This is a genomic window from Streptomyces sp. NPDC058525 (genome assembly GCF_042719495.1).
GTDB lineage: Bacteria > Actinomycetota > Actinomycetes > Streptomycetales > Streptomycetaceae > Streptomyces.
Window position 1 is genome coordinate 107,442 of sequence record NZ_JBHXNP010000001.1, and the last position, 26,437, is coordinate 133,878.

The following is a 26,437-nucleotide window of genomic DNA, read 5'->3' on the forward strand; positions in this document are numbered from 1 at the left end:
GACCTGACGCGCGTGGAGGTACGGAGCGTCGTGCTGAGCCCCGGTGAGACGTACGAGCTGCGGCTGACCGGGCGCGGGGCGCGCGGCTATGTGTGGACCTGGCAGGTCACCGGGGACGCGGACGTGGTGGCGGTGTCGGCGGCGCAGGCGCCTCCGGGCGGTCCGGCGGGGCCGGGGGAAGGCCCGGTCCCGGGGGCGGCGGTGGAGCGCGCGTACGCCGTACGGGGCCTTCCCCCGGGCGGCGGCCGGGCCCGGATCCGCTTCGCGCAGATCCGGCCGCCCTACCCGGACGAGGCCCCGTACGACGAGTTCGTGCTGGAGGTGCGGGTCACCTGAGCACGAACCGCTGTACGGACTCCAGCGGACCCCGGTCGAAGCGGCGCAGCCACAGCCACGACCCGGCGGCGAGGGTCAGCCCGACGCCCGCCCACAGCCCCATCACCCACCAGGGGCCGGTCCCGGCGAATTCGGCGGCCAGCCCCAGCCCGAAGCCGTAGCAGAGCAGCATGCACAGCAGGTTCTGGGCGACGTAGCAGGTCAGGGCGGTGCGGCCGATGGAGCCGAGGGCGGTGGTGACGGGCCGCGGGATCCACAGCCGGTCCAGGGCGATGCCGATCAGGCCCATGTAGCCGACGGCGAGGAGCGGCGCGGCCCCGTAGCGGCCCAGGAGGAAGAAGGCGTCGCCGCCGAGGGCGGTCGCGGCGTTCAGGGGCAGCCCCAGGCCCAGGCCCCAGGCGGCCATCCGGGCCCGGATGCGGCGGCCCGCGCCGGTGTCGGTGAAGGCGCCCGCGCGGTGCAGCCGGACGCCGAGCAGGAAGAGGAACACGAGCAGGGCGAAGGAGAAGACGGGCTCGATGCGCAGGACGGCCAGGTTCTCCAGCCGGAAGGCGATCTGCTCGCCGTAGCTGCCTCGCGCGTACAGCTCGACGGCGGCCGGGTCGGGCCCCTTCGACGGGCCGCCCGCGGTGCTCAGGGCGGCGAGCGTCAGCAGGGCGAGCAGGGCCAGGTGCACGGCGGCGGCCGTCCACATCGCGCGCCGGCGGACCTTCTCGGAGCGGGCGAGCAGCCAGGCGACGAGGAGGGCGGTGACGGCGTACCCCATCAGCACGTCCCAGGCGAAGACCAGCACGAAGTGCACGGTGCCCTCGACGAAGAGGAACGCGGCGCGCCGCGGGTATCGGCCGGGCCACGGCTCGCCGCGGCGGGCGGCGGAGTCGTACTGGATGGCCAGGCCCACCCCGAACAGGACCGTCAGCAGGGCCAGGAACTTGCCGTCCGCCAGGAAGCGGAAGACGCTCTCGGCGATGTTCGCGACCGTGGGGTCGGCGACGGGATCCGGGGTGGTCAGCCCGCCCTGGAGCACGGCCCACTCGGAGCCGGGCGAGGCGAAGATCCACACGTTGGTCATGAGCGTGCCGAGGATGGCGGCGCCGCGCAGGACGTCGAGGAGGGGGAGCCGGGCGGAGGTACGGCTCACCGGGACGGTGGTCAGGGTGTCGGCCATGGATCCAGCGTCCCGGCGTACGGGGCCCGTTGCGTCGTGCCGGTGGACGAACCCGGGCTACATCCTTCGATGCAGTCTCGGATGCCGAGACGCGACAAGGCTGTACGCATCATGTATCTATGCTGTGCGCATGTCAGCACCCGCTCCCGCGGCGCCCGCCGCCGACCGCGTCTACCGGCACATCAAACAAGGCGTCCTCGACCGCCGGTACGAGGGCGGCACGCTCCTCACCGAGGGCGAGGTCGCCGAGGCCGTCGGCGTCTCCCGCACACCGGTGCGCGAGGCACTGCTGCGCCTGGAGACCGAGGGGCTGATCCGGCTCTACCCCAAGAAGGGCGCGCTGGTCCTGCCCGTGTCGGCGCAGGAGATCGCGGACGTGGTCGAAACCAGGCTGCTGGTCGAGGAGTTCACCGTACGGCGGGCCGTCCCCGCCCCGGCCGCGCTCCTCGAGCGGCTGGAGGAGCTGCTGCGCGCGCAGCAGCGGCACGCGGACAGCGGGGACCTGGCGGCCTTCGCGGCCGAGGACCGCTGCTTCCACGCCGAGATCGTCCGGCACGCGGGCAACCAGATCCTCTCCCGCCTCTACGACCAGCTGCGCGACCGGCAGCTGCGGATGGGCGTCGCGGTGATGCACGCGCACCCGGACCGGGTCGCGCAGAACCTCGTCGAGCACCGCGAGGTCCTGGAGGCGCTGCGGGCCGGCGACGCCGAGCGTGCGGCGGCCTGCGTACGGGCGCACCTGGGCCGGGTCGGAACCCTGATGCGCGGGGACGCCCGGTGAGCGCGCTCGATCCTCCCGGCGGGCGGAAGGCCGTCGCCGTCTGGTCCATAGGCGTCGCCGTCTACTTCGTGGCGGTGATCTTCCGTACCAGCCTGGGCGTCGCCGGACTCGATGCCGCCGACCGCTTCCACGTCAACGCCTCGGCGCTGGCGACCTTCTCGCTGCTCCAGCTGCTGGTGTACGCGGGGATGCAGATACCGGTGGGGCTGATGGTGGACCGGCTCGGCACCAAGCGGGTGCTGACGCTCGGAGCCGTCCTGTTCACCGCCGGACAGCTCGGCTTCGCGCTGTCCCCCTCGTACGAGATGGCGCTGGCGGCCCGGGCCCTGCTGGGCTGCGGCGACGCCATGACCTTCATCTCCGTGCTGCGGCTCGGCACCCGGTGGTTCCCGGCCCGGCGAGGGCCGCTGATGGCGCAGCTGGCCGGGCTGGTCGGCATGGCCGGCAACCTCGTCTCCACGCTGGTCCTCGCGCCCGTCCTGCACGGGGTCGGCTGGGTGCCGGCCTTCGCCGGGAGCGCGGTGGCGGGGCTGGTCGTCCTGGTCCCGCTGGTGCTGTTCCTGCGCGACCACCCCGAGGGGCACGCGGCGCCGCCGGCCGCCCGGGGCGCGGGCGGGGGCTTCGTACGCCGCCAGATCCGCGACTCGTGGAGCGAACCGGGCACCAGGCTCGGCCTGTGGGTGCACTTCACCACCCAGTTCCCGGCGATGGTGTTCCTGCTGCTGTGGGGCATGCCCTTCCTGGTCGAGGCGCAGGGGCTGTCCCGGACCACCGCGGGCGGCCTGCTCACGCTGGTGGTCGCCTCCAACATGGCGCTCGGCCTGGTCTACGGCCAGGTCGTCGGCCGCCGGCAGTCCGCGCGGATACCGCTCGCGCTGGGCACGGTGGGCCTGACCGCGCTGCTCTGGGCCGCGGTCCTGGTCTACCCGGGCGACCGGGCCCCGATGTGGCTGCTGATCACCCTGTGCCTGGTGCTGGGCTCCTGCGGACCGGCGTCGATGATCGGCTTCGACTTCGCCCGCCCGGCGAACCCGGCGGACCGTCAGGGCACCGCCTCCGGAATCACCAACATGGGCGGTTTCATCGCCTCGATGACCACTCTGCTGGCCGTGGGCATCCTGCTGGACGCCACCGGCGACAACTACCGCATCGCGTTCTCCACGGTGTTCGCCGTGGAGGCGCTCGGCCTCAGCCAGATCCTGCGGCTGCGCGGCCGGGCCCTGTCGCGCGAAGCCGCGAGCGCCCGCGCCGTGATCGCGGCGCCGCAGCCCGCGCAGCCCCCGCAGCCCCTGCAACCGGATCAGCCCGCTCGGGCGTGTCCCCTTCCGGAGCCGTCGGGGCGCAGGTCACCGTAGGTCCGCCGCCCGCGCCCGCGGGCACCGCGCAGCGCGTACCGCGTACCGGGCATGTGCACTGCCAGAGGGGGTTCTGCCGGAATGTGGACCAGTGTGTCCGCCGACGCCGTGCCGGCGGCTGACCGGTTCGAGTGGTTCCACGACCTCGTCGCCTCCGCCCTGATCCCGACGGCCCTCAGGATCGAGCGGTCCACCGACTTCCGGGCCGAGGCGGCGATGCTGGACCTCGGCGCGGTCCAGGTGTCCGCCTTCGCCCATTCGCCGCTGAGCTCGCGCCGCACCCCCGCCCTGATCCGCCGCGGGGACCCGGAGCAGTACCAGCTGGCGCTGATCACCGGCGGCCGGTGGTGGATGTCCCACCAGGGCGGCGACGAGGAGATCGACGTCGGCGACATGATCCTCTGGGACACCTCCCGCCCCCAGCAGACCGTCGCCCACCCCGGGGACGGCCAGAACCGGTCGATCATCCTGCACCTGCCGAAGGACGCCCTGCCCCTGCGGTCCGGCAGGGTCGACCGGCTGCTCGGCCGGCGCATCGCCGCGGACAGCGGCATGGCGGCCGTCCTGGCCCGGTTCGTCTCCTCGCTCGGCGAGCACGGCTCCCAGTGCGAGCCGCAGGAGCTGCGCCGGCTGGGGTCCGTGGCCGCAGATCTGGCCGCGGCCTGCCTCGCCCAGCGGCTCGACGCGTACGGGGAGCTCCCCGCCGAGGCCCGCGCACGGGCCCTGCGCGAGCGGATCGACGCGTTCGTCGAGCACCACCTCGGCGATCCGGAACTCACCCCGGCACTGATCGCCGCCGCGCACGGCATCTCCGTACGGAGCCTGCACGCGCTGCTGCGCGAGCGGGGCGAGAGCATCTCGGCCGCCGTCCGGCGCCGCCGCCTGGAGCGCGCCCGCGCCGACCTGGCCCGCCCGGGGCCGGCCGCCCGGCCCGTCCACGAGATCGCGGCCCGGTGGTGCTTCACCAGCGCCCCGGCCTTCAGCCGCGCCTTCCGCGCGGCGTACGGGCTCAGCCCCACCGAGTTCCGGCAGTCGGCCGCGCGCGGGGCCGACGGCGCGGCTCGCTGAATCCTGCGCCCCGGGCGGGGCGAACCCCCGTCCCTCCCCGCCCGGACGCGCTGGGCGAGGTCGACACTATGGACGGGCGGCGGCGGGCCGTGTGCCGTGCGCGCAGAATCCCTTGATCTTGCGCGCAGACGGGGCTACGGGGCTACGGGGTCACCGCGAACCCGGCCAGGATGGCCTCGGCCAGCTTCGCGTCGCCCTCCACCTTCACCCGGTCGGCGACGGCGTGCGCCCGGACCCGGCCCGCGGCGAGGCGTACGTACGTCTCCCAGTCCAGCGTGAGCGTCACGGCCGGACCCAGCGACGGGGCCTTGTCCACGGTCCCCCGCCCGTCCGCGTCCACCCGCACCGTCCGCATGAACTCCAGCGCACCGTGCACGTCGATGACCACCGCGGAGTTCGCCGGCGCCCCCGCCTGCTTCGCGACCACCTTCGGCAGCCCGGCGAGCAGCAGGTCCCGTGCCACGTACGCGCCCGGCGAGTCCCAGTTCCCCGGCACGCCCAGCGCCGCCCGCAGGTCCTGCTCGTGGACCCACACGTCGAACGCCCGCAGCCGCAGCGCCTGCTCCAGCGTCACCTGGTCGCCCAGCGGCCCCCGCACCATCGTGTCCGGATCCCGCTTCTCGTTGCGCAGCTGCCGCGAGCGCCGGATGACGGTGTATTCGAGCTCCGAGGTCATCTCCGGCGCGGTGTGGTGGCGCCGCACGTCGACCTGCACCTCCATGTACCGGCTGAACTCGTCCACCACGTGCCGCAGGTCGCGGGCCACGGTGTGGATGGGCCGGGGGTCTCCGAGCTGCTCGCATTCGATGCCGATGATGTGTGACACGACGTCACGGACCGACCATCCCGGGCACGGCGTCGCCCGGTTCCACTCGCCCTCCGCCAACGGAAGGACCAGCTCGGATATCGCCTCGATGGAGTGCGTCCACGCGTCGGCATAGGGCTGAAGGCTGGGATGGACGGTCAACGGGACCCCTCGCGGTGCTGTTCAGTGGCGCGTTCTGGAAGCTCTGGACGTCAGACTCGGTTTCCAAAACTACGCTGCCGGTGAGCACCCCGGCAGTGCTTTCGTGTGACGATCGTGGGCCCGAGTTGACGGCCGGAAGGCCAGGACGGTGGTAATGTGCGCGCCTCGCTGATTCAAATCGCAGTGAACGAGGGCGAGTCGGTGGATTCCCGGCGCGCCCGTGTGGCCGAACTCGTACGGGAACAGGCCGACGCCGACCTCGTCGTCCTTCCCGAACTGTGGACGGTCGGCGCCTTCGCCTACGAGCGGTTCGAGACCGAGGCGGAACCGCTGGACGGCCCCACCTACGCGGCCATGGCCGGGGCCGCCCGCGATGCCGGGGTCTGGCTGCACGCCGGCTCGGTCGTGGAGCGGGCCGGCGACGGCTCGCTGTACAACACCACCCTCGTCCTCTCCCCGCAGGGCGAGCTGGCCGCCACCTACCGGAAGATCCACCGGTTCGGCTTCGACCAGGGCGAAGCCGTGCTGATGGCGCCCGGCGACTCCCTGACCACGGTGGAGCTCCCGGAACAGACCCTCGGCATCGCCACCTGCTACGACCTGCGCTTCCCCGAACTGTTCCGCGGCCTGGTCGACGCCGGGGCCACCACGATGGTCGTCGCGGCCGGCTGGCCCGCACGGCGCCGCTCACACTGGACGCTGCTGAGCCGGGCGCGCGCGGTCGAGGACCAGTCGTACGTCCTCGCGTGCGGGCTGGCCGGCACCCACGCGGGCGTCGAACAAGCGGGACACAGCCTGGTGGTGGACCCCTGGGGCGAGGTCCTGGCCGAGGCGGGCCCCGGCGAGGACGTCCTCACCGTCGACCTCGACCCGGCCAAGGTCCCCGACACCCGCGCCCAGTTCCCGGCCCTCAAGGACCGCGTGCTGGGGCTGCGCCCACCGGCCGGCAGCTGACCGCGGACCGCGAACCGCCGACGACCGTCCCGCCCGGGAGGCCGCCACCGCCCTACCCGTCCTCGCGCTCCTTCTCGGCCATCCGGATCACGCACACCGCCACCGCGACCTGCAGCGCCGCGTCGGCGTCCTTTCATGGGCTGATCCGTGCGCGCGATAGGTTGCCCCCATGCCCCTCCTCTACGTCACCGACCTGGCCTACCCGGCGCGTGGCCGCCGCTACGGCGACGAGGACACCTTCCTCACCGCCCGGCTGCGCGAGCAGTTCCCGCTGGCCCTGTGCCATCCGCTCGACGCGGAACGCCTGATGCCCGGCTTCGACGCCGTCGTCGTCCGCAACAGCGGGCCGGTGCTGCACTACCAGGAGGCCTACGACTCCTTCCGCGCCGCCGCGCTCGCCTCCGGCACCCGGGTGTACAACCCGCTCTCGGGCCGCGGCGACATGGCGGGCAAGCAGTACCTGCTCGACCTCACGGCCGCCGGGTACCCGGTCATCCCGACGATCGACGACCCGGCGCGGCTGGCCGAGCTGCCGCAGGTCCCCTCGTACGCGGTCAAGCCCAAGCAGGGCGCCGACTCCATAGGCCTGACCTTCACCGCGGAACCGTCCGGCCCGGCGGGCGAGATCCTCATCCAGCCGCGCATCGACTTCGCGTACGAGGTGTCCTTCTACTTCGTCGACGACGCCTTCCAGTACGCCCTGTACGCCCCGGACCCGGACCGCCGCTGGGAGCTGCGGCCCTACGAACCCACCGGCGCGGACCTGGCGTTCGCCCGCGCCTTCGTCGAGTGGAACACCCTCGACCACGGCATCCAGCGCGTGGACGCCTGCCGGGCGCCGTCCGGCGAACTCCTCCTCGTCGAACTGGAGGACCTGAACCCGTACCTGTCCCTCGACCTGCTCCCGCCCGCGGTCCGGGACGCGTTCGTCACATCACTCACGGGATCTCTCCACTCCTTCCTCACCTGATGTCAGACCCGGGTGCGAGGCTCTGTCCATGGACAAGCAGACGTTCTGGAAGCTGATCGGCACGGCCCGCGCGGAGGCGGCGCAGGACCTGGTGGCGGAGCGTGCGGCGGCGTTGCTCGCACGGCTCCCGGAGGCGGAGATAGCCGGGGCCCAGCAGGTGCTGTGGGACCTGCTGGCGGAGTCCTACCGCAGCCCCCTCTGGGCCGCGGCCTACGTGATCAACGGCGGCTGCTCGGACGACGGCTTCGACTACTTCCGCGGCTGGCTCCTCACCCAGGGCCAGGAGGCCTTCGAGGCGGCCCTGGCCGACCCCGACTCGCTGGCCGCGCACCCGGCGGTCCGCGAGGCCGCGCGGGAGGGCCTGGAGCTGGCCGACGAGGAGGCCCTGTCCATCGCCTGGACCGCCTACGAGACGGCCACGGGCCGCGAGCTCCCGGCGGACTCCTTCACGATCAGCTACCCGCCCCTGGACCCGGCCTGGGACTTCGACTTCGACGACACCGCCGAAACCACCTCCCGCCTCCCCCGCCTGAGCGCCCTCTTCGACTAGCCCCACCACCGCCGGGGCGGCGCCGGGCGGGGTGGCACCCTTGAGCCATGAACTCTGCCGCGTCCGCACCCCGACGTGCCCGTGTCCGTGCCCCCGAGCTGATCGGCAAGGGAGGCTGGCTGAACACCGGTGGCAAGCAATACACCCTCGCCGACCTGCGCGGGCGCATTGTGATCTTGGATTTTTGGACCTTCTGCTGCATCAACTGCCTGCACGTCCTCGACGAGCTGCGCGAGCTGGAGGAGAAGCACCGCGACACCGTCGTGATCATCGGGGTGCACTCGCCGAAGTTCGTGCACGAGGCCGACCACGCCGCCGTCGTCGACGCCGTCGAGCGGTACGAGGTGCACCACCCCGTGCTGGACGATCCGGAGCTGGCGACCTGGAAGCAGTACGCGGTCCGGGCCTGGCCCACGCTCGTCGTGATCGACCCCGAGGGGTACGTCGTCGCGCAGCACGCCGGTGAGGGGCACGCGCACGCCATCGAGCGGCTCGTCGAGGAGCTGGAGGCCGCGCACGAGGCCAAGGGGACGCTGCGGCGCGGGGACGGGCCGTACGTGGCTCCCGAGCCCGTCGCCGGGGCCCTGCGGTTCCCGGGGAAGGCGCTGGTGCTGCCCGGCGGCACCTTCCTGGTGTCCGACTCGACCCGGCACCAGCTCGTGGAGCTGGCCGCCGACGCGGAGAGCGTCGTACGGCGCTTCGGGAGCGGCGAGCGCGGGTTCACGGCCGGGAGCTTCAGCGAGCCGCAGGGTCTGGCGCTGCTGCCCGACGGGCGGGTCGTCGTCGCCGACACCGTCAACCACGCCCTGCGCGTCCTCGACCCGCGGAGCGGGGCCGTGGAGACCGTGGCCGGCACCGGCCGGCAGTGGTGGCAGGGCTCGGCCGCCTCCGGGCCCGCGCTCGAGGTGGACCTGTCCTCGCCGTGGGACGTGGCCTGGTGGCAGGACAAGGTCTGGATCGCCATGGCGGGCGTGCACCAGCTGTGGACCTGGGACCCGGCCGAGGGGACCGTCGAGGTCGCCGCCGGGACCACCAACGAAGGGCTGCACGACGGGCCGGCCGCCGAGGCCTGGTTCGCCCAGCCCTCCGGGCTCGCGGCCGCCGGGGACCGGCTGTGGGTCGCCGACTCCGAGACGAGCGCGCTCAGGTACGTGCAGGACACCCCCGACGGGTACGTCGTCACGACCGCCGTCGGGACCGGCCTGTTCGACTTCGGGCACCGGGACGGGGCCGCCGGCCAGGCGCTGCTCCAGCACCCGCTCGGGGTCACCGCCCTGCCCGACGGCTCGGTCGCCGTGTGCGACACGTACAACCACGCGCTGCGCCGCTACGACCCCGCCTCCGGCGAGGTCTCCACGCTCGCCACCGACTTGCGCGAGCCCAGCGCCGCCGTGCTGGCCGGCGAGGACATCGTGGTCGTCGAGTCCGCCCGGCACCGGCTGACCCGGCTGCGGCTCCCGGAGGACGCGGTACGGGTGGACGCGGTGGCCCACCGCACGCAGCGCGCCGCCACCGACGTGGCGCCCGGCACGCTCCGCCTCGACGTGGTGTTCCAGGCTCCCGCCGGGCAGAAGCTCGACACCCGCTACGGGCCGTCGACCCGGCTGCTGGTCTCCTCGACCCCGCCCGAGCTGCTCACGGCGGGCGAGGGCGCCGACACCGACCTGTTCCGGGAGCTGGCGCTGAACCCGGAGGTCACCGAGGGCGTGCTGCACGTCTCCGCGATGGCGGCGTCCTGCGACGACGCCCCTGACAACGAGTACCCGGCCTGCCACGTCCACCAGCAGGACTGGGGCGTGCCCGTCCGCGTCACCGCCGACGGGGTCGCCCGGCTGCCCCTCGTCCTCGCCGGGATGGACGACGAGGGGTAGCGCGCGCCGCCTTCCTGGGGGGTCAGCCCTCCAGGAAGGCCACCAAGGCGTTGGCGAGCAGGTACGGGTCGTCGGCGCCGCACAGCTCGCGGGCGCTGTGCATCGAGAGGATCGCGACGCCGATGTCGACGGTCTGGATGCCGTGGCGGGCCGCCGTGATCGGGCCGATCGTCGTGCCGCAGGGCATGGAGTTGTTGGAGACGAAGGTCTGCCACGGCACCCCGGCCCGCTCGCAGGCGCTCGCGAACACCGCGCGCCCGCTGCCGTCCGTCGCGTACCGCTGGTTGACGTTGACCTTCAGGATGGGGCCGCCGTTGGCCCGCGGGTGGTGCGTCGGGTCGTGCCGCTCACCGTAGTTGGGGTGCACGGCGTGGCCGGTGTCGGAGGACAGGCAGATGGTGCCGGCGAAGGCCCGCGCGCGGTCCTCGTACGAGCCGCCGCGGGCGAAGACTGAACGTTCCAGCACATTGCCCAGCAGCGGTCCGTCCGCGCCGGTGTCCGACTGCGAGCCGTTCTCCTCGTGGTCGAAGGCGGCCAGCACAGGGATGTAGTCCAGCTTCCCGGCGGTGGAGACGGCCGCCAGCGCCGCGACGCCCGCGTGCACCGACAGCAGGTTGTCCATGCGCGGTCCGGCCAGCAGTTCGCGGTCGCGGCCGAGGTAGGCGGGCGGTTCGATCGAGTGGACCATCAGGTCCCAGCCGGCCACCGAGCCCTGTTCCAGGCCCTCTTCCTCCTCCAGGAAGGCGATCAGGTCGCCCTCCTGGACGTCGCCCAGGCCCCAGATCGGCTGCATGTGCCGCTGCTTGTCGAGCTTGAGCCCGTCGGTGTTCACCGACCGGTCGAGGTGCACGGCGAGTTGGGGTACGCGCAGCAGTGCGCGGTCCACGTTCACCAGGCGCTCGGAGCCGTCGCGCAGGGTCAGCCGCCCGGCCAGGCCGAGGTCGCGGTCGAGCCAGGTGTTGAGCAGGGTCCCGCCGTAGATCTCGACGGCGATCTGCCGCCAGCCCTGGGAGCCGGTGTCCGGCAGCGGCTTGACCCGCAGGTTGGGGGAGTCGGTGTGCGCGCCGATGATCCGGAAGGGGGTGTGGGCGCTCGCGCCCTCCGGGACGAACCAGGCGATGAGCGCGCCGCCGCGGAGCACGAACTTGCCCCCGGTGCCCGCGTCCCAGGCGTCCGTTTCCGACAACTGGCTGAAGCCTGCCTTCTCCAGCCGCTCGGCCGCGTTGGCCACGGCGTGGTACGGCGACGGACTGGCCGTCAAAAAGGTCATCAGATCGTCGGTGTGGCCGCGGTCGAAGCGGGCGGGAGAGCTCATGTGGTTCACCTTAACGACGGTCGTGTACGCCATGGCCGGACTGCGGCGGATAGCCGAGGGACCCGGGACCGCGGGGTGGGTGATCTGCGGTCCCGGCGGTTCTCAGCCCGGCGGACGCTCGAATCGGCGCTGCAGCTGTCTGCGCTCGCCCCGGCGGATGCGCGGGAGCATCTCCGGGGTCTGCGCGGAGCGCTGCGCGCGTCTCTTGCGTCCGGCGCAGAAGATACAGCCCTCACCGGGCGGCGCGTCGGGGTCGATGGGTGCCCCGGGGTGTTCGGAGCATCCGGAGGCATTGCGCGGCCGGGACAGTTCGCGGGCGACGATGAAGGCGCGGTGCAGGTCGTCGGCGATGCGGACGAAGTCCTCCGCGGGCGAGGACAGGGCGAGGTGGAAGCGCTGGTCCTCGACCGTGCGCAGGTGGGCGCGGAGCGTTTCGAGGGTGTACGGGCCCTCCGGCACGGGGTAGCCGAGGCGCCGCTGCTCGGCCGCGGGCGCGGGGCCGGCGGGCCGGCCGCCCTGGAGCCGCCGTCCGAGCCGGCGCCGGTCGTTGCAGATGAGGCAGCGGCCCCAGCCGTCGGGGGCCTCGGGGTCGAGGGCGCCGTTGGGGTGTTCGGGGCAGCCGGTGTAGCTCTTGGCGGGGGCCAGGCCGGCGGCGGTCTGGAAGGCCACGTACAGCGCGTCGGCGATGCCGTCGTACTCGGCGGGGTGCGCGCCGTCGTACAGCTCGCGGAGGTGGTCGCCGAGGCTGCCCAGGCTCGCCTGCAGCTCCTTGAGGGCGTACGGCCGCCCGGTCGGGACGGAGTACCCCCTGCTGTGCTGCTCCTGTGGACTCATACGTATGAGCGTCCCATGAACGACCGACAACGGAAGAACGTGCTGGTAAGCGAGCGGCCGGGCCCCCGTGGAAGGGGACCCGGCCGGTGGTGCGCGGGATCGGCTAGAACGCGGCCTCGTCGAGCTCCATCAGGGAGTTGTCGACGCTCTCGGCGAGCGAGCGGGCGACCGAGACGCCGGGCAGGACCTGCGACGCGAAGAACTTCGCGGCGGCGATCTTGCCGGTGTAGAAGGCCACGTCCTTGGCGGAGGCGGTGGCGAGCTTCTCGGCGGCCACGGCCGCGCCCTTGAGCAGCAGGTATCCGACGACGACGTCGCCGGAGGCCATGAGCAGGCGGGTGGTGTTCTGGCCGACCTTGTAGATGTTCTTGACGTCCTCGCCGGTGGCGGTGAGGTCGACGATCATCTGGCCGACGATGGCCTCGAGGTCGACGGCGGCCTTGGCGAGCGCGTCGCGGGCGCCGGCCAGCTCCTCGCCGCCGACGGCCTCGGCCAGGAACTTCTTGATCGTCTCGGAGAGGACGTTCAGGGAGGCGCCCTGGTCGCGGACGATCTTGCGGAAGAAGAAGTCCTGGCCCTGGATCGCCGTGGTGCCCTCGTAGAGGGTGTCGATCTTGGCGTCCCGGATGTACTGCTCGATCGGGTATTCCTGGAGGTAACCGGAACCGCCGAAGGTCTGCAGCGACTGGGCGAGCTGCTCGTAGGACTTCTCCGAGCCGTAGCCCTTGACGATCGGCAGGAGCAGGTCGTTCAGGCCGATCTCGGCGGAGGCGTCCTCGCCGGCGGACTGCTTGAGCTGGATCGCGTCCTGGACGGAGGCGGTGTACAGCACGAGGGCGCGCATGCCCTCGGCGTACGCCTTCTGCGTCATGAGCGAGCGGCGCACGTCGGGGTGGTGCGTGATGGTGACCTTGGGCGCGGTCTTGTCCATGAAGTTGGCCAGGTCCGGGCCCTGCACGCGCTCCTTGGCGTACTCCAGCGCGTTGAGGTAGCCGGTGGAGAGGGTGGCGATGGCCTTCGTGCCGACCATCATCCGGGCGAACTCGATGATCATGAACATCTGGCGGATGCCGTCGTGCTTGTCGCCGATCAGCCAGCCCTTGGCGGGGTGCTGGTCGCCGAAGGTCATCTCGCACGTGTTGGAGGCCTTGAGGCCCATCTTGTGCTCGACGTTCGTGGCGTAGACGCCGTTGCGCTCGCCCAGCTCGCCGGTCTCCCAGTCGAAGTGGAACTTCGGAACGAGGAAGAGCGACAGGCCCTTGGTGCCCGGGCCGTGGCCCTCGGGGCGGGCGAGGACGTAGTGGAGGATGTTCTCCTCCATGTCGTGCTCACCGGACGTGATGAACCGCTTCACGCCCTCGATGTGCCAGGAGCCGTCGGCCTGCTGGATCGCCTTGGTGCGGCCGGCGCCGACGTCCGAGCCGGCGTCCGGCTCGGTGAGGACCATGGTGGAGCCCCAGCGCTTCTCGACGGCGAGCTGCGCGACCTTCTTCTGCGCCTCGTTGCCCTCTTCGAAGAGGATGCCGGCGAAGGCCGGGCCGGAGGAGTACATCCAGATGGCCGGGTTCGAGCCGAGCAGCAGCTCCGCGTACGCCCATATGAGTGAACGGGGCGAGGTGGTGCCGCCGATCTCCTCGGGCAGGCCCAGGCGCCAGTACTCCGAGTCCATGAAGGCTTCGTAGCTCTTCTTGAAGGAGGCCGGGACCGGCGCGGTGTTGGTGGCCGGGTCGAAGACCGGCGGGTTGCGGTCGGCGTCCTCGAAGGAGGCGGCCAGCTCGTTCTCGGCGAGGCGGGTGAGCTCGGAGAGGACGCTCTTGGCGGTCTCGGTGTCCATCTCCTCGAACGGACCGGTGCCGTACAGCTTGTCGCGGCCGAGCACCTCGAAGAGGTTGAACTCGATGTCGCGGAGATTCGACTTGTAGTGCCCCATGGCGACGGCTCCGTTAAGGCTCGGGGAGACAGGTTCCTCGTACATACCAATCGGTAACGTCATGATGCTACCCGTCGGTAATAAGAATCAACCCTTCTGGGACGACTGTGACCAGGGTCAAGCGGGAAGCGCTCGACGATCACTGGAGCGGGGTCCGGCCGTCCTCCGCTCCGGAGCCCTGGGCGGCCCCGCGGCACCCCGGGACGCGGTCCGCGGTCCGCTGGCCGGAACTCGGCGGCCCGGCGGGCCTCCGCCTCGGTAGGCTTCGCCCCATGTACGGCTACGACCAGACCCCGGGCGCCCAGCAGCAGTACGCCCCGCAGCAGCCCCCGCAGGGCTACGCGCAGCAGCCGCCGCTGTACCCGGAGCCGTCCCCGCCCTCCCTCGCGGACGCGGTCCGGGCCTTCACCACCGGGTCGCTGTCCGCCGAGGACTTCCAGCAGATCTTCGCCACCTCGAAGGTCTACTGCCCGCGCGGCGAGACCCCGGGCTTCCTGGCACTGCACAACACGCAGCAGCCGGTCATCCCGATGTTCACCACGCTCAAGGAGCTGCGCCGGTACGCGGGCAAGGAGTCCAAGTACTTCGTGATCACCGGGGCCGAGGTGATCGACCTGCTGCCGACCGGCTACGGCTTCGTCCTCGACATGGAGGGCGACCACCGGATGGTCTTCGACGCGAAGGCCGTCGAGCAGATGGTCGACTTCGCGATGCGCCGGATGTATGGCTAGACGCCATTGCCGCGCAGACGGCTGGATGCCAGGTCAGAGCACCTGAAGGCCCCGGGGGAATGCCCCCGGGGCCTTCTCTGTTCTGTGGGGTGTGGCAGAAAGTTCGAGTTTCAACTAAACTCGACGCAGAAGGAGGTCCTGACCATGCCCGCAGTGACTGTTGAGAACCCGTTGACGCTCCCGCGCGTGGCCGAGCCGACCGCGGTCGTCCCGCGCAAGGTGCTGGCCGTCACCACCGCTCCCGGTGGGTTCGAGGGCGAGGGATTCCCGGTGCGCCGCGCGTTCGCGGGGATCAACTACCAGTACCTCGACCCGTTCATCATGATGGACCAGATGGGCGAGGTGGAGTACGCCCCGGGCGAGCCCAAGGGCACCCCGTGGCACCCGCACCGCGGCTTCGAGACCGTCACCTACCTGATCGACGGAACCTTCGTCCACCAGGACAGCAACGGCGGCGGCGGAGTCATCAACGGCGGCGACACGCAGTGGATGACCGCCGGGGCGGGCCTGCTGCACATCGAGGCCCCGCCGGAGTCCCTCGTCGTGTCCGGCGGGCTGTTCCACGGCCTCCAGCTGTGGGTCAACCTCCCGGCGTCCGACAAGATGATGCCCCCGCGCTACCAGGACATCGGCGGCGGCCAGGTGCAGCTGCTGACCACCCCGGACGGCGGCTCCCTGCTCCGCGTGATCGCGGGCGAGCTCGACGGCAACGCGGGCCCGGGCATCACCCACACCCCGATCACGATGATCCACGCGACCATCACCCCGGGCGCGCAGATCACCCTGCCGTGGCGCGAGGACTTCAACGCCCTGGCGTACGTCCTGGCCGGGCGCGGCTCGGTCGGCGAGGAGCGCCGGCCGCTGCACACCGGGCAGACGGCCGTCTTCGGCGAGGGCGGCTCGCTCACGGTGCGGGCGGACGAGTCCCAGGACTCCAACGCCCCGGCCCTCGAGGTGGTCCTCCTCGGCGGGCGCCCGATCCGCGAACCGATGGCGCACTACGGGCCGTTCGTCATGAACAGCCGGCACGAGCTCCAGCAGGCCTTCGACGACTTCCAGGCCGGCCGACTCGGCACCATCCCGACCACCGCCCGCGAGCGGACCAAGTCCGCGGAGCAGCACTCCTAGGCCCCGTCCCGGGACCCGACGGCCCCACCGCCTCCCCTTGGGCGGTGGGCCCTTCGCGCGCCGGGCCTTCGCGCGCCGGGCCTGTCGGGCCGCCGCACCTTCGCGGCCGGGCGCGCGGGCTTCCCGCGATGCGCCCTTGCCCGGGCGTGCGGGGCACTTGCGACGAGCCCCTGCCCACGGCGCGCGGGCTTGCTGCGACGTGCCCTTGGGGCGGCTGGCGCGACTCGATCGTCTACGGCGTCCTGAAGGAGGAACACCGGCCCGCCCTGGCCTAGGCCGGCTCCGCGGGCCCGGCCGGCTCCGCGTACCGGGCGCGCAGCTCCGAGACCACCCCGAAGGCGGCCGCGGTCAGCGGGACGGCGAGCAGCATCCCCAGGATCCCGGCGACGCTCGCCCCCGCGGTGATGGCCAGCATGACCACGGCCGGGTGCATCTGCACCGTCCGGCTCTGCACCATCGGCTGGAGCACGTACCCCTCGATCATCTGCACCGCCAGCACCAGGCCGAGCGCCCACAGGCCGATGATCCAGCCCCGGTCGGCGAGGGCGACGAGCACCGCCACCGCGCCCGACAGGAAGGCGCCGAGGTACGGGATGTAGGCGGTCACGAACACCAGGGCCGCCAGGCCCAATGCGCCCGGTACGTCCAGCACCAGCAGCCCCGCGCCGATCAGCACCGCGTCGACCAGGGCCACGAGGGTGGTGCCGCGCATGAAGCCCTCGACGGCCTCGAAGGCGCGCCGCCCCATGGCCTCCATCAGGTCGCCCGAACGGGTCGGGACCAGCGAGCGCAGCGTCCCCACGGCCCGGTCGGAGTCGCGCAGGAAGAAGAAGATCAGCACCAGGGCCAGCAGGGCCGTGGCGATCATCGTGCCCACCACGCTCAGCCCCGCGACCACGCCCGAGGCGGCCGTGCCGCCGAACTTCGCGAGCAGGTCCTTGGAGTTCTCCGCGACGTCCTCGAGCGAGGTGCCGACCGCCCCGAAGTGCTCCGCGAGGCTCTGGCCGGCCCGCCGGAGAGCGTCGACGATCTGGTCGCCGGTCTCGACCAGCGCGAGGACGACGACGTACGAGGCCCCGCCGACGACGGCGACCACGGCGAGGCAGGTCAGGGCCGCCGCGAGCGAGCGGTTCACCTTCATGCCGACCAGCCGCCGGTGCACGGGCCCGAGCAGGGCCGTGCCGAGCACCGCGAGCAGCAGGGGGGTGACGACCGTACGGAACACCCCGCACAGCCAGACGACGACGGCGAGCACGGCGGTCGCGACGAGGACCACGGCGCACCAGGCGGCGAATCGCCGCACCGGCTCGGGCAGCAGGGGGGTCGGCACGCCGTCATCCAACCACGGCCATGTCCCGCCGTCTTGACGGAACGGCTGCGTCCGGTGGTGTGGCCGAGCCACAATCCGAGGAGACCCGTACGTCCGGCACGCCCAGGCCCCGAGGAGCAGTTGGTGTCGTCGCATGAAGTCGACGTAACGATCACTCCGCAGCAGGCGGCCCACGGGGTGATCCTCACGGTCACGCTCCCGACCGGGCCGGCCCGTCTGCGCATCCCGTCCGGCACCCGGGACGGCGACCTGGTCCGGGTGCGGGTCGGCAGCGACGAGGTGCCCGTACGGGTCAGCGTGTCGGCGCCCGCCCCGCCCCCGCCCGCGACGCCGGCCGCCCAGCCCCGGCCGGGCGGCGGCAACCCCTTCGCGACGCCGACCCCGACGCCGACCCCGTCACCGCAGGCCCGGCCCGGGGACGGCAACCCCTTCGCGACGCCGACCCCGACGCCGTCACCGCAGCCCCCGCCCGGCGGCGGCAACCCCTTCGCGGCGCGGACGCAGCAGATGCCGGCCCAGCCCGGTGGCGGCAACCCGTTCGCCGCGGCTCCGGTCCCGGCGCGCAGGGCCGGCGGCGGCAGGCGCGGGTCCGTGGGCTTCCTGGTGGCGGGCTTGATCATCGCGGCCGTGCTCGTCAGCCTCGTCGGGCCGGGCACCGGCGACAGCGGCGACGGCAAGGCGTCCGGCTCCGCGACGGCGAGCGAGTCATCCGGCCCCGAGCCCTCGTACTCGTCGTCCTACAGCCCCTCCTACAGCCCCTCCGGAGCCCCGGCCTCGCCCGGCTACACCGCCACGGCCGAGCCGGCCCCGGTCCCCGAGCCGACGGAGGAGGCCGCCCCCACCCCGTACGACAAGGGCACCTGCCTCAACGGCACCCTGCCCGACTCGACGACGGCGCAGCGCGTCGACGACGTGGAGGAGGTGCCCTGCTCGGCCGCCGACGCGCACTACCGGGTGATCGGAAGCATCCCGATGACCTCCGACATGGACCGCTGCGAGGACTATCCGAAGACGCAGTACGCCTTCTCCCACCGCTACACCCTCAACGGCGCCGTCATCAACCAGTACGTGTACTGCCTGGTCGGCCTCGGTTCCTACGCACGGGACTAGAGGCCCGCGGCGCGAACCCGTCAGGAGTCGGGCCGCTTCGAGCGCTCGTAGAGCTCGAACCAGATCGACTTGCCCTCGCCGCGCGGGTCCACGCCCCAGGCGTCGGCCAGCATCTCCGTCAGCAGCACCCCGCGGCCGCTGGAGGCCATCTCGCCCGGGTGCCGCTTGTGCGGGAGCTCGTCGCTGCCGTCCGCGACCTCGACGCGCAGCCGGCGTTCGCCCAGCTCGCCCACGGCCTCGGCGACCAGCAGGGCGTCGCCGTCGGTGTGCATGAGCACGTTCGTCACCATCTCGGAGACCATCAGCACCGCCGAGTCCACCTGCTCCTCGTCGGCCCAGTCGTGCAGCAGCTCCCGGATCTGCCGCCGGGCGCCCGCGATCCGTTCCGGTTCGGCCTGGGCCACGGTCAGCATCGTGCGCCGGGACGGGCGGACCGGGGGCCGCGGTGCGGCGCCGCAGCCGCAGCCCTCGCCCTCGCGGCACAGCAGGACGACGGCTATGTCGTCCTCGCGGCGGTCGGCCAGCGGGCCGGTGGTGTGGTGCGAGGACGGCCCGTGCACGGCTTGGACCAGCAGGTCGGCGAGCTTCTCCAGGGACTCCGACCCGTGCGTGTCGGACTCCAGGATCGCGCGCAGCCGCGCCCAGCCGGTGTCGAGGTCGTGGCCGCCGGTCTCGATGAGCCCGTCGGTGCACAGCATCATCGTCTCGCCCGGCTCCAGGGTGAACCGGGTCGTCGGGTAGTCGGTGTCGGGGACGATGCCGAGCGGGAGCCCGCCCGCAGTGGGCCGCATCAGGACGGTGCCGTCGGGCATCCGGATCGCGGGGTCGGGGTGGCCGGCGCGGGCCACCTCCAGCAGGCCGGTCCGCGGATCGCACTCCACGTACAGGCAGGTCGCGAACCGGGGGCTCTGGAAGTCCGGGTCCTCGTCCCCGTCGGCATCCTGCGGGGAGCCCAGCCCGGCGAGGAAGCGGGAGGCGCGGGAGAGCACCGCGTCGGGCCGGTGGCCCTCCGAGGCGTATGCCCGCACCGCGATCCGCAGCTGGCCCATCAGCCCGGCGGCGCGCACGTCGTGGCCCTGGACATCGCCGATGACCAGCGCGAACCGTCCCGAGGGCAGCGGGATCATGTCGTACCAGTCGCCGCCGACCTGGAGCCCGCCGCCGGTCGGGACGTACCGCGCGGCGATCTGCATGCCCGGGATCTCGGGGCCGAGCTGCGGCATCATCGACCGCTGGAGGCCGGTGGTGAGTTCCCGCTCGGATTCGGCCACCCCGGCGCGCTGGAGGGCCTGGGCGAGCATCCGGGCCACGGTGGTCAGGACCGACCGCTCGTCGGGCGAGAAGGACACCGGGTGCTTGAAGGCGGCCATCCAGGCGCCCATGGTGCGTCCGGCGACGATCAGGGGCAGGAAGGCCCAGGACACCCGTCCGAAGCGCTGGGCGAGCGGCCAGGTGGCCGGGAAGCGCCGTTTGTACTCCTCCGGGCTGGGCAGGTAGATCGCCCGCCCGGTACGGACCACCTCGGCGGCCGGGTAGTCGGTGTCCAGCCGCATGTCCGCGAAGGGGGCCTCGTCCCCGACGTCGTGCCCGTGGTGCCCGATGATCGACAGCCGCTCGCCGGCCACGCCGAAGACGGCCAGTCCGTCGGGGCTGAAGCCGGGCATGGACAGGGAGGCGGCGACCCGCAGCACCTCCGCGGTGGAGCGGGCCTCGGCCAGCGCGCGGCCCGCGTCCAGCAGGAAGGCCTCGCGGGAGCGCCGCCAGTCGCCGGTGATCGGGGTGTGCACGGCGGTGGTGCCGGGCTGCGGCTCGGCGATCTCCTGGATGGTGCCGATCAGCTCGTAGTCGACGCGGCCCTCGGCGGTCCGGTTCTCCACCGGTTTGGAGCGGCTGCGCACGGTCCGCAGGACCCGCCCGTCCTCGTCCATGATCCGCAGCCGGGCCTCGGCGAGCGTGCCCTCGGCGACGGCCAGCGTGACGATGCCGTTGATCTCGTTCCAGTCCACCGGGTGGAACCGCGACCGCACGGTGACCTCCGGCAGCGCCACCGGCTCCGCGGGCAGCCCGAGGAGCCGGGCGGCCTCGCCGTCGAGGGTGACCGTCCCGGAGGCGTTGTCCCATCGCCACAGACCGGTCGCGATGGCGGCCAGGACGTCCTCGGTGCGCACCCGGTCATCTTTACAGGTCATCCGTCCCACGTGCCTGTTCGCCCCGGTGCGCCGGGCGCGTGCCGGGGGCCCGGCGGGCGTGCCCGACCGGCCCCCCGCCCGGACGGTAACCTTGTGAGGGTTGAATCCACCCTGGTATCGCGAAGAACTGGATGACTGATGCATCGGTACAGGTCCCACACCTGCGGCGAGCTCCGCGCCTCTGACGTCAACGCCGACGTCCGGCTGAGCGGCTGGCTGCACAACCGTCGAGACCTGGGCGGCATCCTCTTCATCGATCTGCGTGACCACTACGGCATCACGCAGCTCGTGGCCCGTCCCGGCACCGCCGCCGCCGCGGCCTTGGACAAGCTCTCCAAGGAGACCGTGGTCCGGGTCGACGGCAAAGTCGTCTCCCGCGGCGCCGAGAACATCAACCCCGAGCTGCCCACCGGCGAGATCGAGATCGAGGCCGTCGAGGTCGAGGTGCTCGGCGCGGCCGCCCCGCTGCCCTTCACCATCAACACCGACGACGGGGTGAACGAGGAGCGGCGCCTGGAGTACCGCTTCCTCGACCTGCGCCGCGAGCGCATGCACCGCAACATCATGCTGCGCTCGGCGGTCATCGCCGCGATCCGCCACAAGATGGTGGCCCTCGGCTTCAACGAGATGGCGACGCCGATCCTCACCGCGACCTCCCCCGAGGGCGCCCGCGACTTCGTCGTCCCGTCCCGTCTGAACCCGGGCAAGTTCTACGCCCTGCCGCAGGCGCCGCAGCAGTTCAAGCAGCTGCTGATGATCTCCGGCTTCGACCGGTACTTCCAGATCGCGCCCTGCTTCCGCGACGAGGACGCCCGCGCCGACCGCTCGCCGGGCGAGTTCTACCAGCTCGACGTGGAGATGTCCTTCGTCGAGCAGGAGGACGTCTTCCAGCCGATCGAGCGCCTGATGACCGAGCTCTTCACCGAGTTCGGCGGCGGCCGCGAGGTCACCTCCCCCTTCCCGCGCATCCCGTTCCGCGAGTCGATGCTGAAGTACGGCAACGACAAGCCCGACCTGCGCGCCAAGCTGGAACTCGTCGACATCACCGACGTGTTCGAGGACTCGGAGTTCAAGGCGTTCGCCGGCAAGCACGTGCGCGCCCTGGCCGTCCCGGACACCGCCGCGCAGCCGCGCAAGTTCTTCGACGGCCTCGGCGAGTACGCGATCTCGCTCGGCGCCAAGGGCCTGGCCTGGGTCCGCGTCGGCGAGGACGGTGCCCTGACCGGCCCGATCGCCAAGTTCCTCACCGAGGAGAACATCAAGGTCCTCACCGAGCGCCTGGGGCTGGCCGCCGGCCACGCGGTGTTCTTCGGCGCGGGCGAGTTCGACGAGGTCTCCAAGATCATGTCCGGCGTCCGCGTCGAGGCCGCCAAGCGTGCCGGGCAGTTCGAGGAGAACGTCTTCCGCTTCTGCTGGATCGTCGACTTCCCGATGTACGAGAAGGACGAGGAGACCGGCAAGATCGACTTCTCCCACAACCCCTTCTCCATGCCGCAGGGCGGGATGAAGGACCTCGAGGAGAAGGACCCGCTGGACATCCTGGCGTGGCAGTACGACATCGTCTGCAACGGCATCGAGCTGTCCTCCGGCGCCATCCGCAACCACGAGCCCGAGGTCATGCTGAAGGCCTTCGAGATCGCGGGCTACGAGGCCGAGACCGTCGAGCGCGAGTTCGCCGGCATGCTGCGCGCCTTCCGGCTCGGCGCCCCGCCGCACGGCGGCATCGCCCCGGGCGTGGACCGCATCGTGATGCTGCTGGCCGACGAGCCGAACATCCGCGAGACCATCGCCTTCCCGCTGAACGGCAACGCGCAGGACCTGATGATGGGCGCGCCGACGGTGCTGGAGGAGGCCCGCCTGCGCGAGCTGAACATCGCGCTGCGCAAGCCCGTGGAGACCAAGGCGGCCGACGCCAAGCCGATCGCCGAGGCCGTCCACCCGGACGCCGCACGGTAGTTGGACCAGGTGTGACGAAGGGCCCGGGATCGGCTGATCCCGGGCCCTTCGGCTCGTTCCGGCTAGAAACGCTCCAGGATGCCCTTGAGGAGGGCGGCGGAGGTCAGTTCGCGCGGGGCGGGGCCGGCGTGGAAGAAGCCGGCGTTCTCGGCGTCCAGCTTGCGCAGGAAGTCGAAGGCCTTGTTGTCGTGGTCGCCGAACGCGACGAACTGCCAGTGCAGGCCGGGGGCGGTGGCGGCGGCCTCGGTCAGGGCGGCCTTGGCGGGCTGCCGGTTGTCCGGGGCGCCGTCGGTCTGGAAGACGACCAGGGCCGGGCCCTCGCCGCCGTCCTTCTGGTAGCGCTCGACGACGGCCTCTACGGCCACGTGGTAGCTGGTGCGGCCCATCCGGCCGAGCTCGGCGTGGCGGGCCTCGACCCAGGCCTCGTCGTGGCCGTCGAGGGCGAGGTCGGCGGTGCCGTCGAGCTCGGTGGAGAAGAACACCGTGTGCACGGTGGCCTCCTCGTCGAGGTGCGCGGCGAGGGCGAGGGCGTGGTCGGCGAGGTACTGGGCGCTGCCGTCCTTGTAGAAGCCGCGCATGGATCCGGACCGGTCCAGGACGAGGTACACCTTGGCGCGCGCCCCGGCCTTGCCCTTGCTCCGGAGCACCTGCCCGGCCGCCTTGTACGCCCCGGCCACCCCGGGCGCCCGCCGCCGCACCACGGCGGCGGCGTACGCGGGCCCGCCGACCTCGGCCTCGACCTCGGCCTCGACGGCCAGGGGCTCGGCTTCCGCGACGGCCTCGACCACGACGGGCTCGGCGACGACCTCGGCCTCCGCGGCGACGACCTCGGCCTCGACCGCGACGGGCTCGGCGACGGGCTCGGGCACGACCTCGGCGGCCACAGGCTCCGCTTCGGCGACGGGCTCGGGCACGACCTCGGCGGCCACAGGCTCCGCTTCGGCGACGGGCTCGGGCACGACCTCGGCGGCCACAGGCTCCGCGACGGGTTCGGCCACGGGCTCCGCTTCAGCGGCGACGGCCACCGGCTCGGCATCCGCGACGGGTTCGGCCTCGGCCTTCGCGGCCACCGGCTCGGCATCCGCGACGGGTTCGGCCTCGGCCTTAACCACCGGCTCAGCCTCGGCCACCGGCTCAGCCTCAGCCTCGGCCACCGGCGCGGCCTCCGCCACAGGCTCCGCCTCGACGGTCACCGGCTCCGACTGCTGAACCGCCGGAGGCGACGGGCGGCGTGCCTCCGGGACGGTGGGGTCCGCGACCGGGGACGGGTCCGGGGCCGGAGCCGTCAGGACCGTGCCCGGCTCGCGGTCCCGCGGTGCGGACTGCGGCGGCACGGTGGGGTTGTCGAAGGAGGCGGCGACCAGCTCGGCCGCCGCGTCCAGGGGAGTGCGTTCCGACTGGCTCGGGAGGGCCGCCGAGGGCGTGCCCGACGATTCCGGTACCGGTTCCGCAGACCGTCCGAACACCTTGCGCAACAAGCTCCGAATACCCATGGGCCAGGCCTTTCGCATGAGATGCGTGCGTCATTTGTCCGTGCTGCGCGGATGATCCCTGCCCAGAGTGGACACGTAAGGTTATCGGCCGCCTGGCTGGATCTTCGTGAGGGGCGCCTTTCGTGGCGTCCGGCTCCCAGTCACGCGCATCCTCCGCCCGAACTCCCGCCCCGACGTGCCGGGTTCACCGATCGTTCATCCGCGCGCCGCCGCCTCGGCGCCACCCGGGCCTAGCCTCACCGCTGGATTGTTCCGACACGTTGTCGGCGCCCACGCAGCTACTCGGAGGACACTCGTGCGCAAGCTCCTGCCGCTCATCGGCAACCCGCATGGGGGCGGCCGTTCCGCCCTCACCTGCCGCTACCGCTGTGGCGACGCATGCTTCCACGAGGTGCCCAACACCAGCGACAACGAGTACGCCGGCGATGTCATAGCCCGCGCGTACTCCCGCCGCTCGATGCTGCGGACCGCCGCCGTCGTGACGGTCGCCACCGCCGCCGGCACCGCGATCACCCTCAGCGGCCCCGGCCAGTCCGCCAACGCCACCCCGGCCGGCGAGGCCGGAGCCGCCGGTGCGGGCAAGGGCGGCGAGGCCGCCCGCGGCCTGCGCTTCAAGTCCGTCGCGCCGAACACCGCCGACCAGGTCACCATCCCCGAGGGCCACGAGCAGAACGTGGTCATACGCTGGGGCGACCCGATCATCAAGGGTGCCCCGGGCTTCAACGCCGACAAGCAGACCGCCGCCGCGCAGGCCGGTCAGTTCGGCTACAACAACGACTTCCTGAGCCTGCTCCCGCTCGGCGACAAGTACGAGCGCCGGCAGCTCCTCGTGGCCAACCACGAGTACACCGACGAGCACCTCATGTTCAAGGCGTACGACCCGGCCAACCCGACCCGCGAGCAGGTCGAGATCGCCTGGGCCGCGCACGGCCTGTCCGTGGTCGTCGTCCAGGAGGACCACCGCAGCGGCAAGCTGACGGCCGTCTCCCGCCACCAGCTGAACCGCCGCCTGACCACCACCAGCGAGTTCCGGATGACCGGCCCGGCCGCGGGCGGCGCCCTGCTGAAGACCTCGGTCGACCCCTCCGGCACCAAGGTGTTCGGCACCCTCAACAACTGCGCCGGCGGCACCACCCCGTGGGGCACCACCCTCCACGGCGAGGAGAACTTCAACCAGTACTTCGCCAACGCCGGCCAGGTCACCGACGCCGTCCAGGCCGCCCGCCTGAAGCGCTACGGCATGACCACCGGCGCCACCGAGCGCAAGTGGGAGCGCTTCGACAAGCGCTTCGACGTGGCCCAGGAGCCCAACGAGTCGCACCGCTTCGGCTGGGTCGTCGAGCTGGACCCGTACGACCCCGACTCCGTCCCGCGCAAGCGCACCGCGCTCGGCCGCTTCAAGCACGAGGCCGCGCAGCCCCGCCTGACCGAGGACGGCCGCCCGGTCGTGTACATGGGCGACGACGAGCGCTTCGACTACTTCTACAAGTTCGTCTCGTCGAAGCAGATGAAGAAGGGCAACTCGCGCGCGGCGAAGGAGCACAACCTCACGCTGCTCGACGAGGGCACCCTCTACGTCGCCAAGCTGACCGGCGACACCCCGGCCGCCGAGCTCGACGGCTCCGGCAAGCTCCCCTCCGACGGCGAGTTCGACGGCTCCGGCGTCTGGATCAAGCTCGCCACCGGCAACGTCTCGCACGTCGAGGGCATGACCGCCGAGGAGGTGTACGTCTTCACGCGCCAGGCCGCCGACAAGGCGGGCGCCACGAAGATGGACCGCCCCGAGGACGTCGAGCCCTCCCCGCGCACCGGCCGCGTCTACGTCGCGCTGACCAACAACACCGACCGCGGCAAGGCCGGCAAGGAAGGCGCCACCGAGGCCAACCCGCGCAACCTGAACAAGCACGGCCAGATCCTGGAGCTCGCCGAGAACTTCGACGACCCGGCCGGCGACGGCTTCGCCTGGCGGCTGTTCCTGGTCGCCGGTGACCCGAACGACCCGGCGACCTACTTCGCGGGCTTCCCGAAGGAGAAGGTCAGCCCGATCTCCTGCCCGGACAACGTGGCCTTCGACCCGCACGGCAACCTGTGGATCTCCACCGACGGCAACCAGCTCGGCTCCCACGACGGCCTGTTCGGCGTCGCGACGGCCGGTGACCGCCGCGGTGAGCTGAAGCAGTTCCTGACCGTTCCGCGCGGCGCCGAGACCTGCGGCCCGATCATCCAGGACAAGCGCGTCCTGGTGGCCGTGCAGCACCCGGGCGAGCTGGACGGCGCGTCCGTCGAGAAGCCGCAGTCCGTGTGGCCCGACGGCCCCGGCAAGATCGTCCGCCCGGCCGTCGTCTCGGTCTGGCGCAAGGACGGCAAGAACATCGGCGTCTGAGCCGACCGGTGACCACCC

Annotated in this window: 21 protein-coding genes; 13 read left to right on the plus strand and 8 right to left on the minus strand. The window is 72.4% G+C overall.

The window, feature by feature from the left end; translation table 11 throughout:
• The first annotated feature begins 12 nt into the window (after positions 1 to 12).
• Positions 13 to 336 carry a protease inhibitor I42 family protein gene (locus ACFWP3_RS00515; RefSeq protein ID WP_384215198.1) on the plus strand — a complete coding sequence of 108 codons (324 nt, stop codon included), beginning with the start codon at positions 13 to 15 and terminating at the stop codon, positions 334 to 336.
• On the opposite strand, the gene ACFWP3_RS00520 is transcribed toward ACFWP3_RS00515, so the two are convergent.
• Complete coding sequence (locus ACFWP3_RS00520) at positions 329 to 1,504, minus strand: DUF418 domain-containing protein (RefSeq protein WP_384215199.1); 1,176 nt, start codon at positions 1,502 to 1,504, stop codon at positions 329 to 331. The genes ACFWP3_RS00515 and ACFWP3_RS00520 overlap by 8 nt on opposite strands.
• A gap of 130 nt (positions 1,505 to 1,634) precedes the next feature.
• Here ACFWP3_RS00520 and ACFWP3_RS00525 point away from each other — a divergent pair, with 130 nt between their 5' ends.
• From ACFWP3_RS00525 to ACFWP3_RS00535, 3 genes are all read left to right on the plus strand, one after another.
• A complete protein-coding gene (locus ACFWP3_RS00525; RefSeq protein WP_384215200.1) occupies positions 1,635 to 2,285 on the plus strand; it encodes a GntR family transcriptional regulator in 651 nt (216 codons plus the stop codon).
• Positions 2,282 to 3,640, plus strand: coding sequence for a nitrate/nitrite transporter (locus tag ACFWP3_RS00530; protein ID WP_384215201.1), 1,359 nt, complete (start codon positions 2,282 to 2,284; stop codon positions 3,638 to 3,640). The genes ACFWP3_RS00525 and ACFWP3_RS00530 overlap by 4 nt, the downstream gene beginning before the upstream one ends.
• Positions 3,641 to 3,721: 81 nt before the next feature.
• Positions 3,722 to 4,708: a helix-turn-helix domain-containing protein gene (locus ACFWP3_RS00535; protein ID WP_384215202.1), complete on the plus strand. Its 987-nt coding sequence runs from the start codon at positions 3,722 to 3,724 to the stop codon at positions 4,706 to 4,708.
• Positions 4,709 to 4,850: 142 nt separating this feature from the next.
• Here ACFWP3_RS00535 and ACFWP3_RS00540 read toward each other — a convergent pair whose 3' ends face one another.
• The gene (locus ACFWP3_RS00540; RefSeq protein ID WP_384215203.1) at positions 4,851 to 5,675 is read right to left on the minus strand and encodes a maleylpyruvate isomerase family mycothiol-dependent enzyme; all 825 of its coding nucleotides are present in this window, start codon (positions 5,673 to 5,675) and stop codon (positions 4,851 to 4,853) included.
• Positions 5,676 to 5,831: 156 nt separating this feature from the next.
• Here ACFWP3_RS00540 and ACFWP3_RS00545 point away from each other — a divergent pair, with 156 nt between their 5' ends.
• From ACFWP3_RS00545 to ACFWP3_RS00560, 4 genes are all read left to right on the plus strand, one after another.
• Positions 5,832 to 6,629, plus strand: coding sequence for a carbon-nitrogen family hydrolase (locus tag ACFWP3_RS00545; RefSeq protein ID WP_384215204.1), 798 nt, complete (start codon positions 5,832 to 5,834; stop codon positions 6,627 to 6,629).
• Between the two features lie 169 nt (positions 6,630 to 6,798).
• On the plus strand, positions 6,799 to 7,599 hold the full coding sequence (locus ACFWP3_RS00550; RefSeq protein ID WP_384215205.1) for a hypothetical protein: 801 nt from the start codon (positions 6,799 to 6,801) through the stop codon (positions 7,597 to 7,599).
• 28 nt (positions 7,600 to 7,627) lie between these two features.
• Positions 7,628 to 8,149: a DUF4240 domain-containing protein gene (locus ACFWP3_RS00555; RefSeq protein WP_384215206.1), complete on the plus strand. Its 522-nt coding sequence runs from the start codon at positions 7,628 to 7,630 to the stop codon at positions 8,147 to 8,149.
• A gap of 47 nt (positions 8,150 to 8,196) precedes the next feature.
• The gene (locus ACFWP3_RS00560) at positions 8,197 to 10,020 is read left to right on the plus strand and encodes an NHL domain-containing thioredoxin family protein (protein ID WP_384215207.1); all 1,824 of its coding nucleotides are present in this window, start codon (positions 8,197 to 8,199) and stop codon (positions 10,018 to 10,020) included.
• A 22-nt stretch (positions 10,021 to 10,042) separates the two neighbouring features.
• Here ACFWP3_RS00560 and ACFWP3_RS00565 read toward each other — a convergent pair whose 3' ends face one another.
• The 3 genes from ACFWP3_RS00565 to ACFWP3_RS00575 all read right to left on the minus strand — a co-directional run bounded on the left by ACFWP3_RS00565 (position 10,043) and on the right by ACFWP3_RS00575 (position 14,099).
• A complete protein-coding gene (locus tag ACFWP3_RS00565) occupies positions 10,043 to 11,335 on the minus strand; it encodes a M18 family aminopeptidase (protein ID WP_384215208.1) in 1,293 nt (430 codons plus the stop codon).
• Between the two features lie 102 nt (positions 11,336 to 11,437).
• A complete protein-coding gene (locus ACFWP3_RS00570) occupies positions 11,438 to 12,169 on the minus strand; it encodes a hypothetical protein (RefSeq protein ID WP_384215209.1) in 732 nt (243 codons plus the stop codon).
• 103 nt (positions 12,170 to 12,272) lie between these two features.
• Entirely contained in the window at positions 12,273 to 14,099 is a 1,827-nt protein-coding gene (locus tag ACFWP3_RS00575) for an acyl-CoA dehydrogenase (protein WP_384215210.1), read from the minus strand.
• Between the two features lie 272 nt (positions 14,100 to 14,371).
• Here ACFWP3_RS00575 and ACFWP3_RS00580 point away from each other — a divergent pair, with 272 nt between their 5' ends.
• Together ACFWP3_RS00580 and ACFWP3_RS00585 are read left to right on the plus strand one after the other, a co-directional pair.
• Positions 14,372 to 14,830 (plus strand): SseB family protein, encoded by a 459-nt coding sequence (locus ACFWP3_RS00580; protein WP_384215211.1) that lies wholly within the window; start codon positions 14,372 to 14,374, stop codon positions 14,828 to 14,830.
• Between the two features lie 144 nt (positions 14,831 to 14,974).
• On the plus strand, positions 14,975 to 15,958 hold the full coding sequence (locus ACFWP3_RS00585) for a pirin family protein (RefSeq protein ID WP_384215212.1): 984 nt from the start codon (positions 14,975 to 14,977) through the stop codon (positions 15,956 to 15,958).
• A 271-nt stretch (positions 15,959 to 16,229) separates the two neighbouring features.
• Here ACFWP3_RS00585 and ACFWP3_RS00590 read toward each other — a convergent pair whose 3' ends face one another.
• Complete coding sequence (locus tag ACFWP3_RS00590; RefSeq protein WP_384215213.1) at positions 16,230 to 17,288, minus strand: AI-2E family transporter; 1,059 nt, start codon at positions 17,286 to 17,288, stop codon at positions 16,230 to 16,232.
• A gap of 123 nt (positions 17,289 to 17,411) precedes the next feature.
• On the opposite strand from ACFWP3_RS00590, the gene ACFWP3_RS00595 reads away from it, so the two are divergent.
• Positions 17,412 to 18,398, plus strand: a complete 987-nt coding sequence (locus tag ACFWP3_RS00595) for a hypothetical protein (protein ID WP_384215214.1) — start codon at positions 17,412 to 17,414, stop codon at positions 18,396 to 18,398.
• Between the two features lie 20 nt (positions 18,399 to 18,418).
• Here the strand turns inward: ACFWP3_RS00595 and ACFWP3_RS00600 are convergent, their stop codons facing one another.
• Complete coding sequence (locus ACFWP3_RS00600) at positions 18,419 to 20,566, minus strand: SpoIIE family protein phosphatase (RefSeq protein WP_384215215.1); 2,148 nt, start codon at positions 20,564 to 20,566, stop codon at positions 18,419 to 18,421.
• Between the two features lie 159 nt (positions 20,567 to 20,725).
• Between ACFWP3_RS00600 and aspS the strand changes: the two genes are divergently transcribed.
• Positions 20,726 to 22,543 carry an aspartate--tRNA ligase gene (gene aspS / locus ACFWP3_RS00605; RefSeq protein ID WP_384215216.1) on the plus strand — a complete coding sequence of 606 codons (1,818 nt, stop codon included), beginning with the start codon at positions 20,726 to 20,728 and terminating at the stop codon, positions 22,541 to 22,543.
• Between the two features lie 62 nt (positions 22,544 to 22,605).
• On the opposite strand, the gene ACFWP3_RS00610 is transcribed toward aspS, so the two are convergent.
• A complete protein-coding gene (locus ACFWP3_RS00610; RefSeq protein WP_384215217.1) occupies positions 22,606 to 24,036 on the minus strand; it encodes a VWA domain-containing protein in 1,431 nt (476 codons plus the stop codon).
• Positions 24,037 to 24,331: 295 nt separating this feature from the next.
• Between ACFWP3_RS00610 and ACFWP3_RS00615 the strand changes: the two genes are divergently transcribed.
• Entirely contained in the window at positions 24,332 to 26,419 is a 2,088-nt protein-coding gene (locus ACFWP3_RS00615; protein WP_384215218.1) for a PhoX family protein, read from the plus strand.
• Positions 26,420 to 26,437 lie beyond the last annotated feature (18 nt).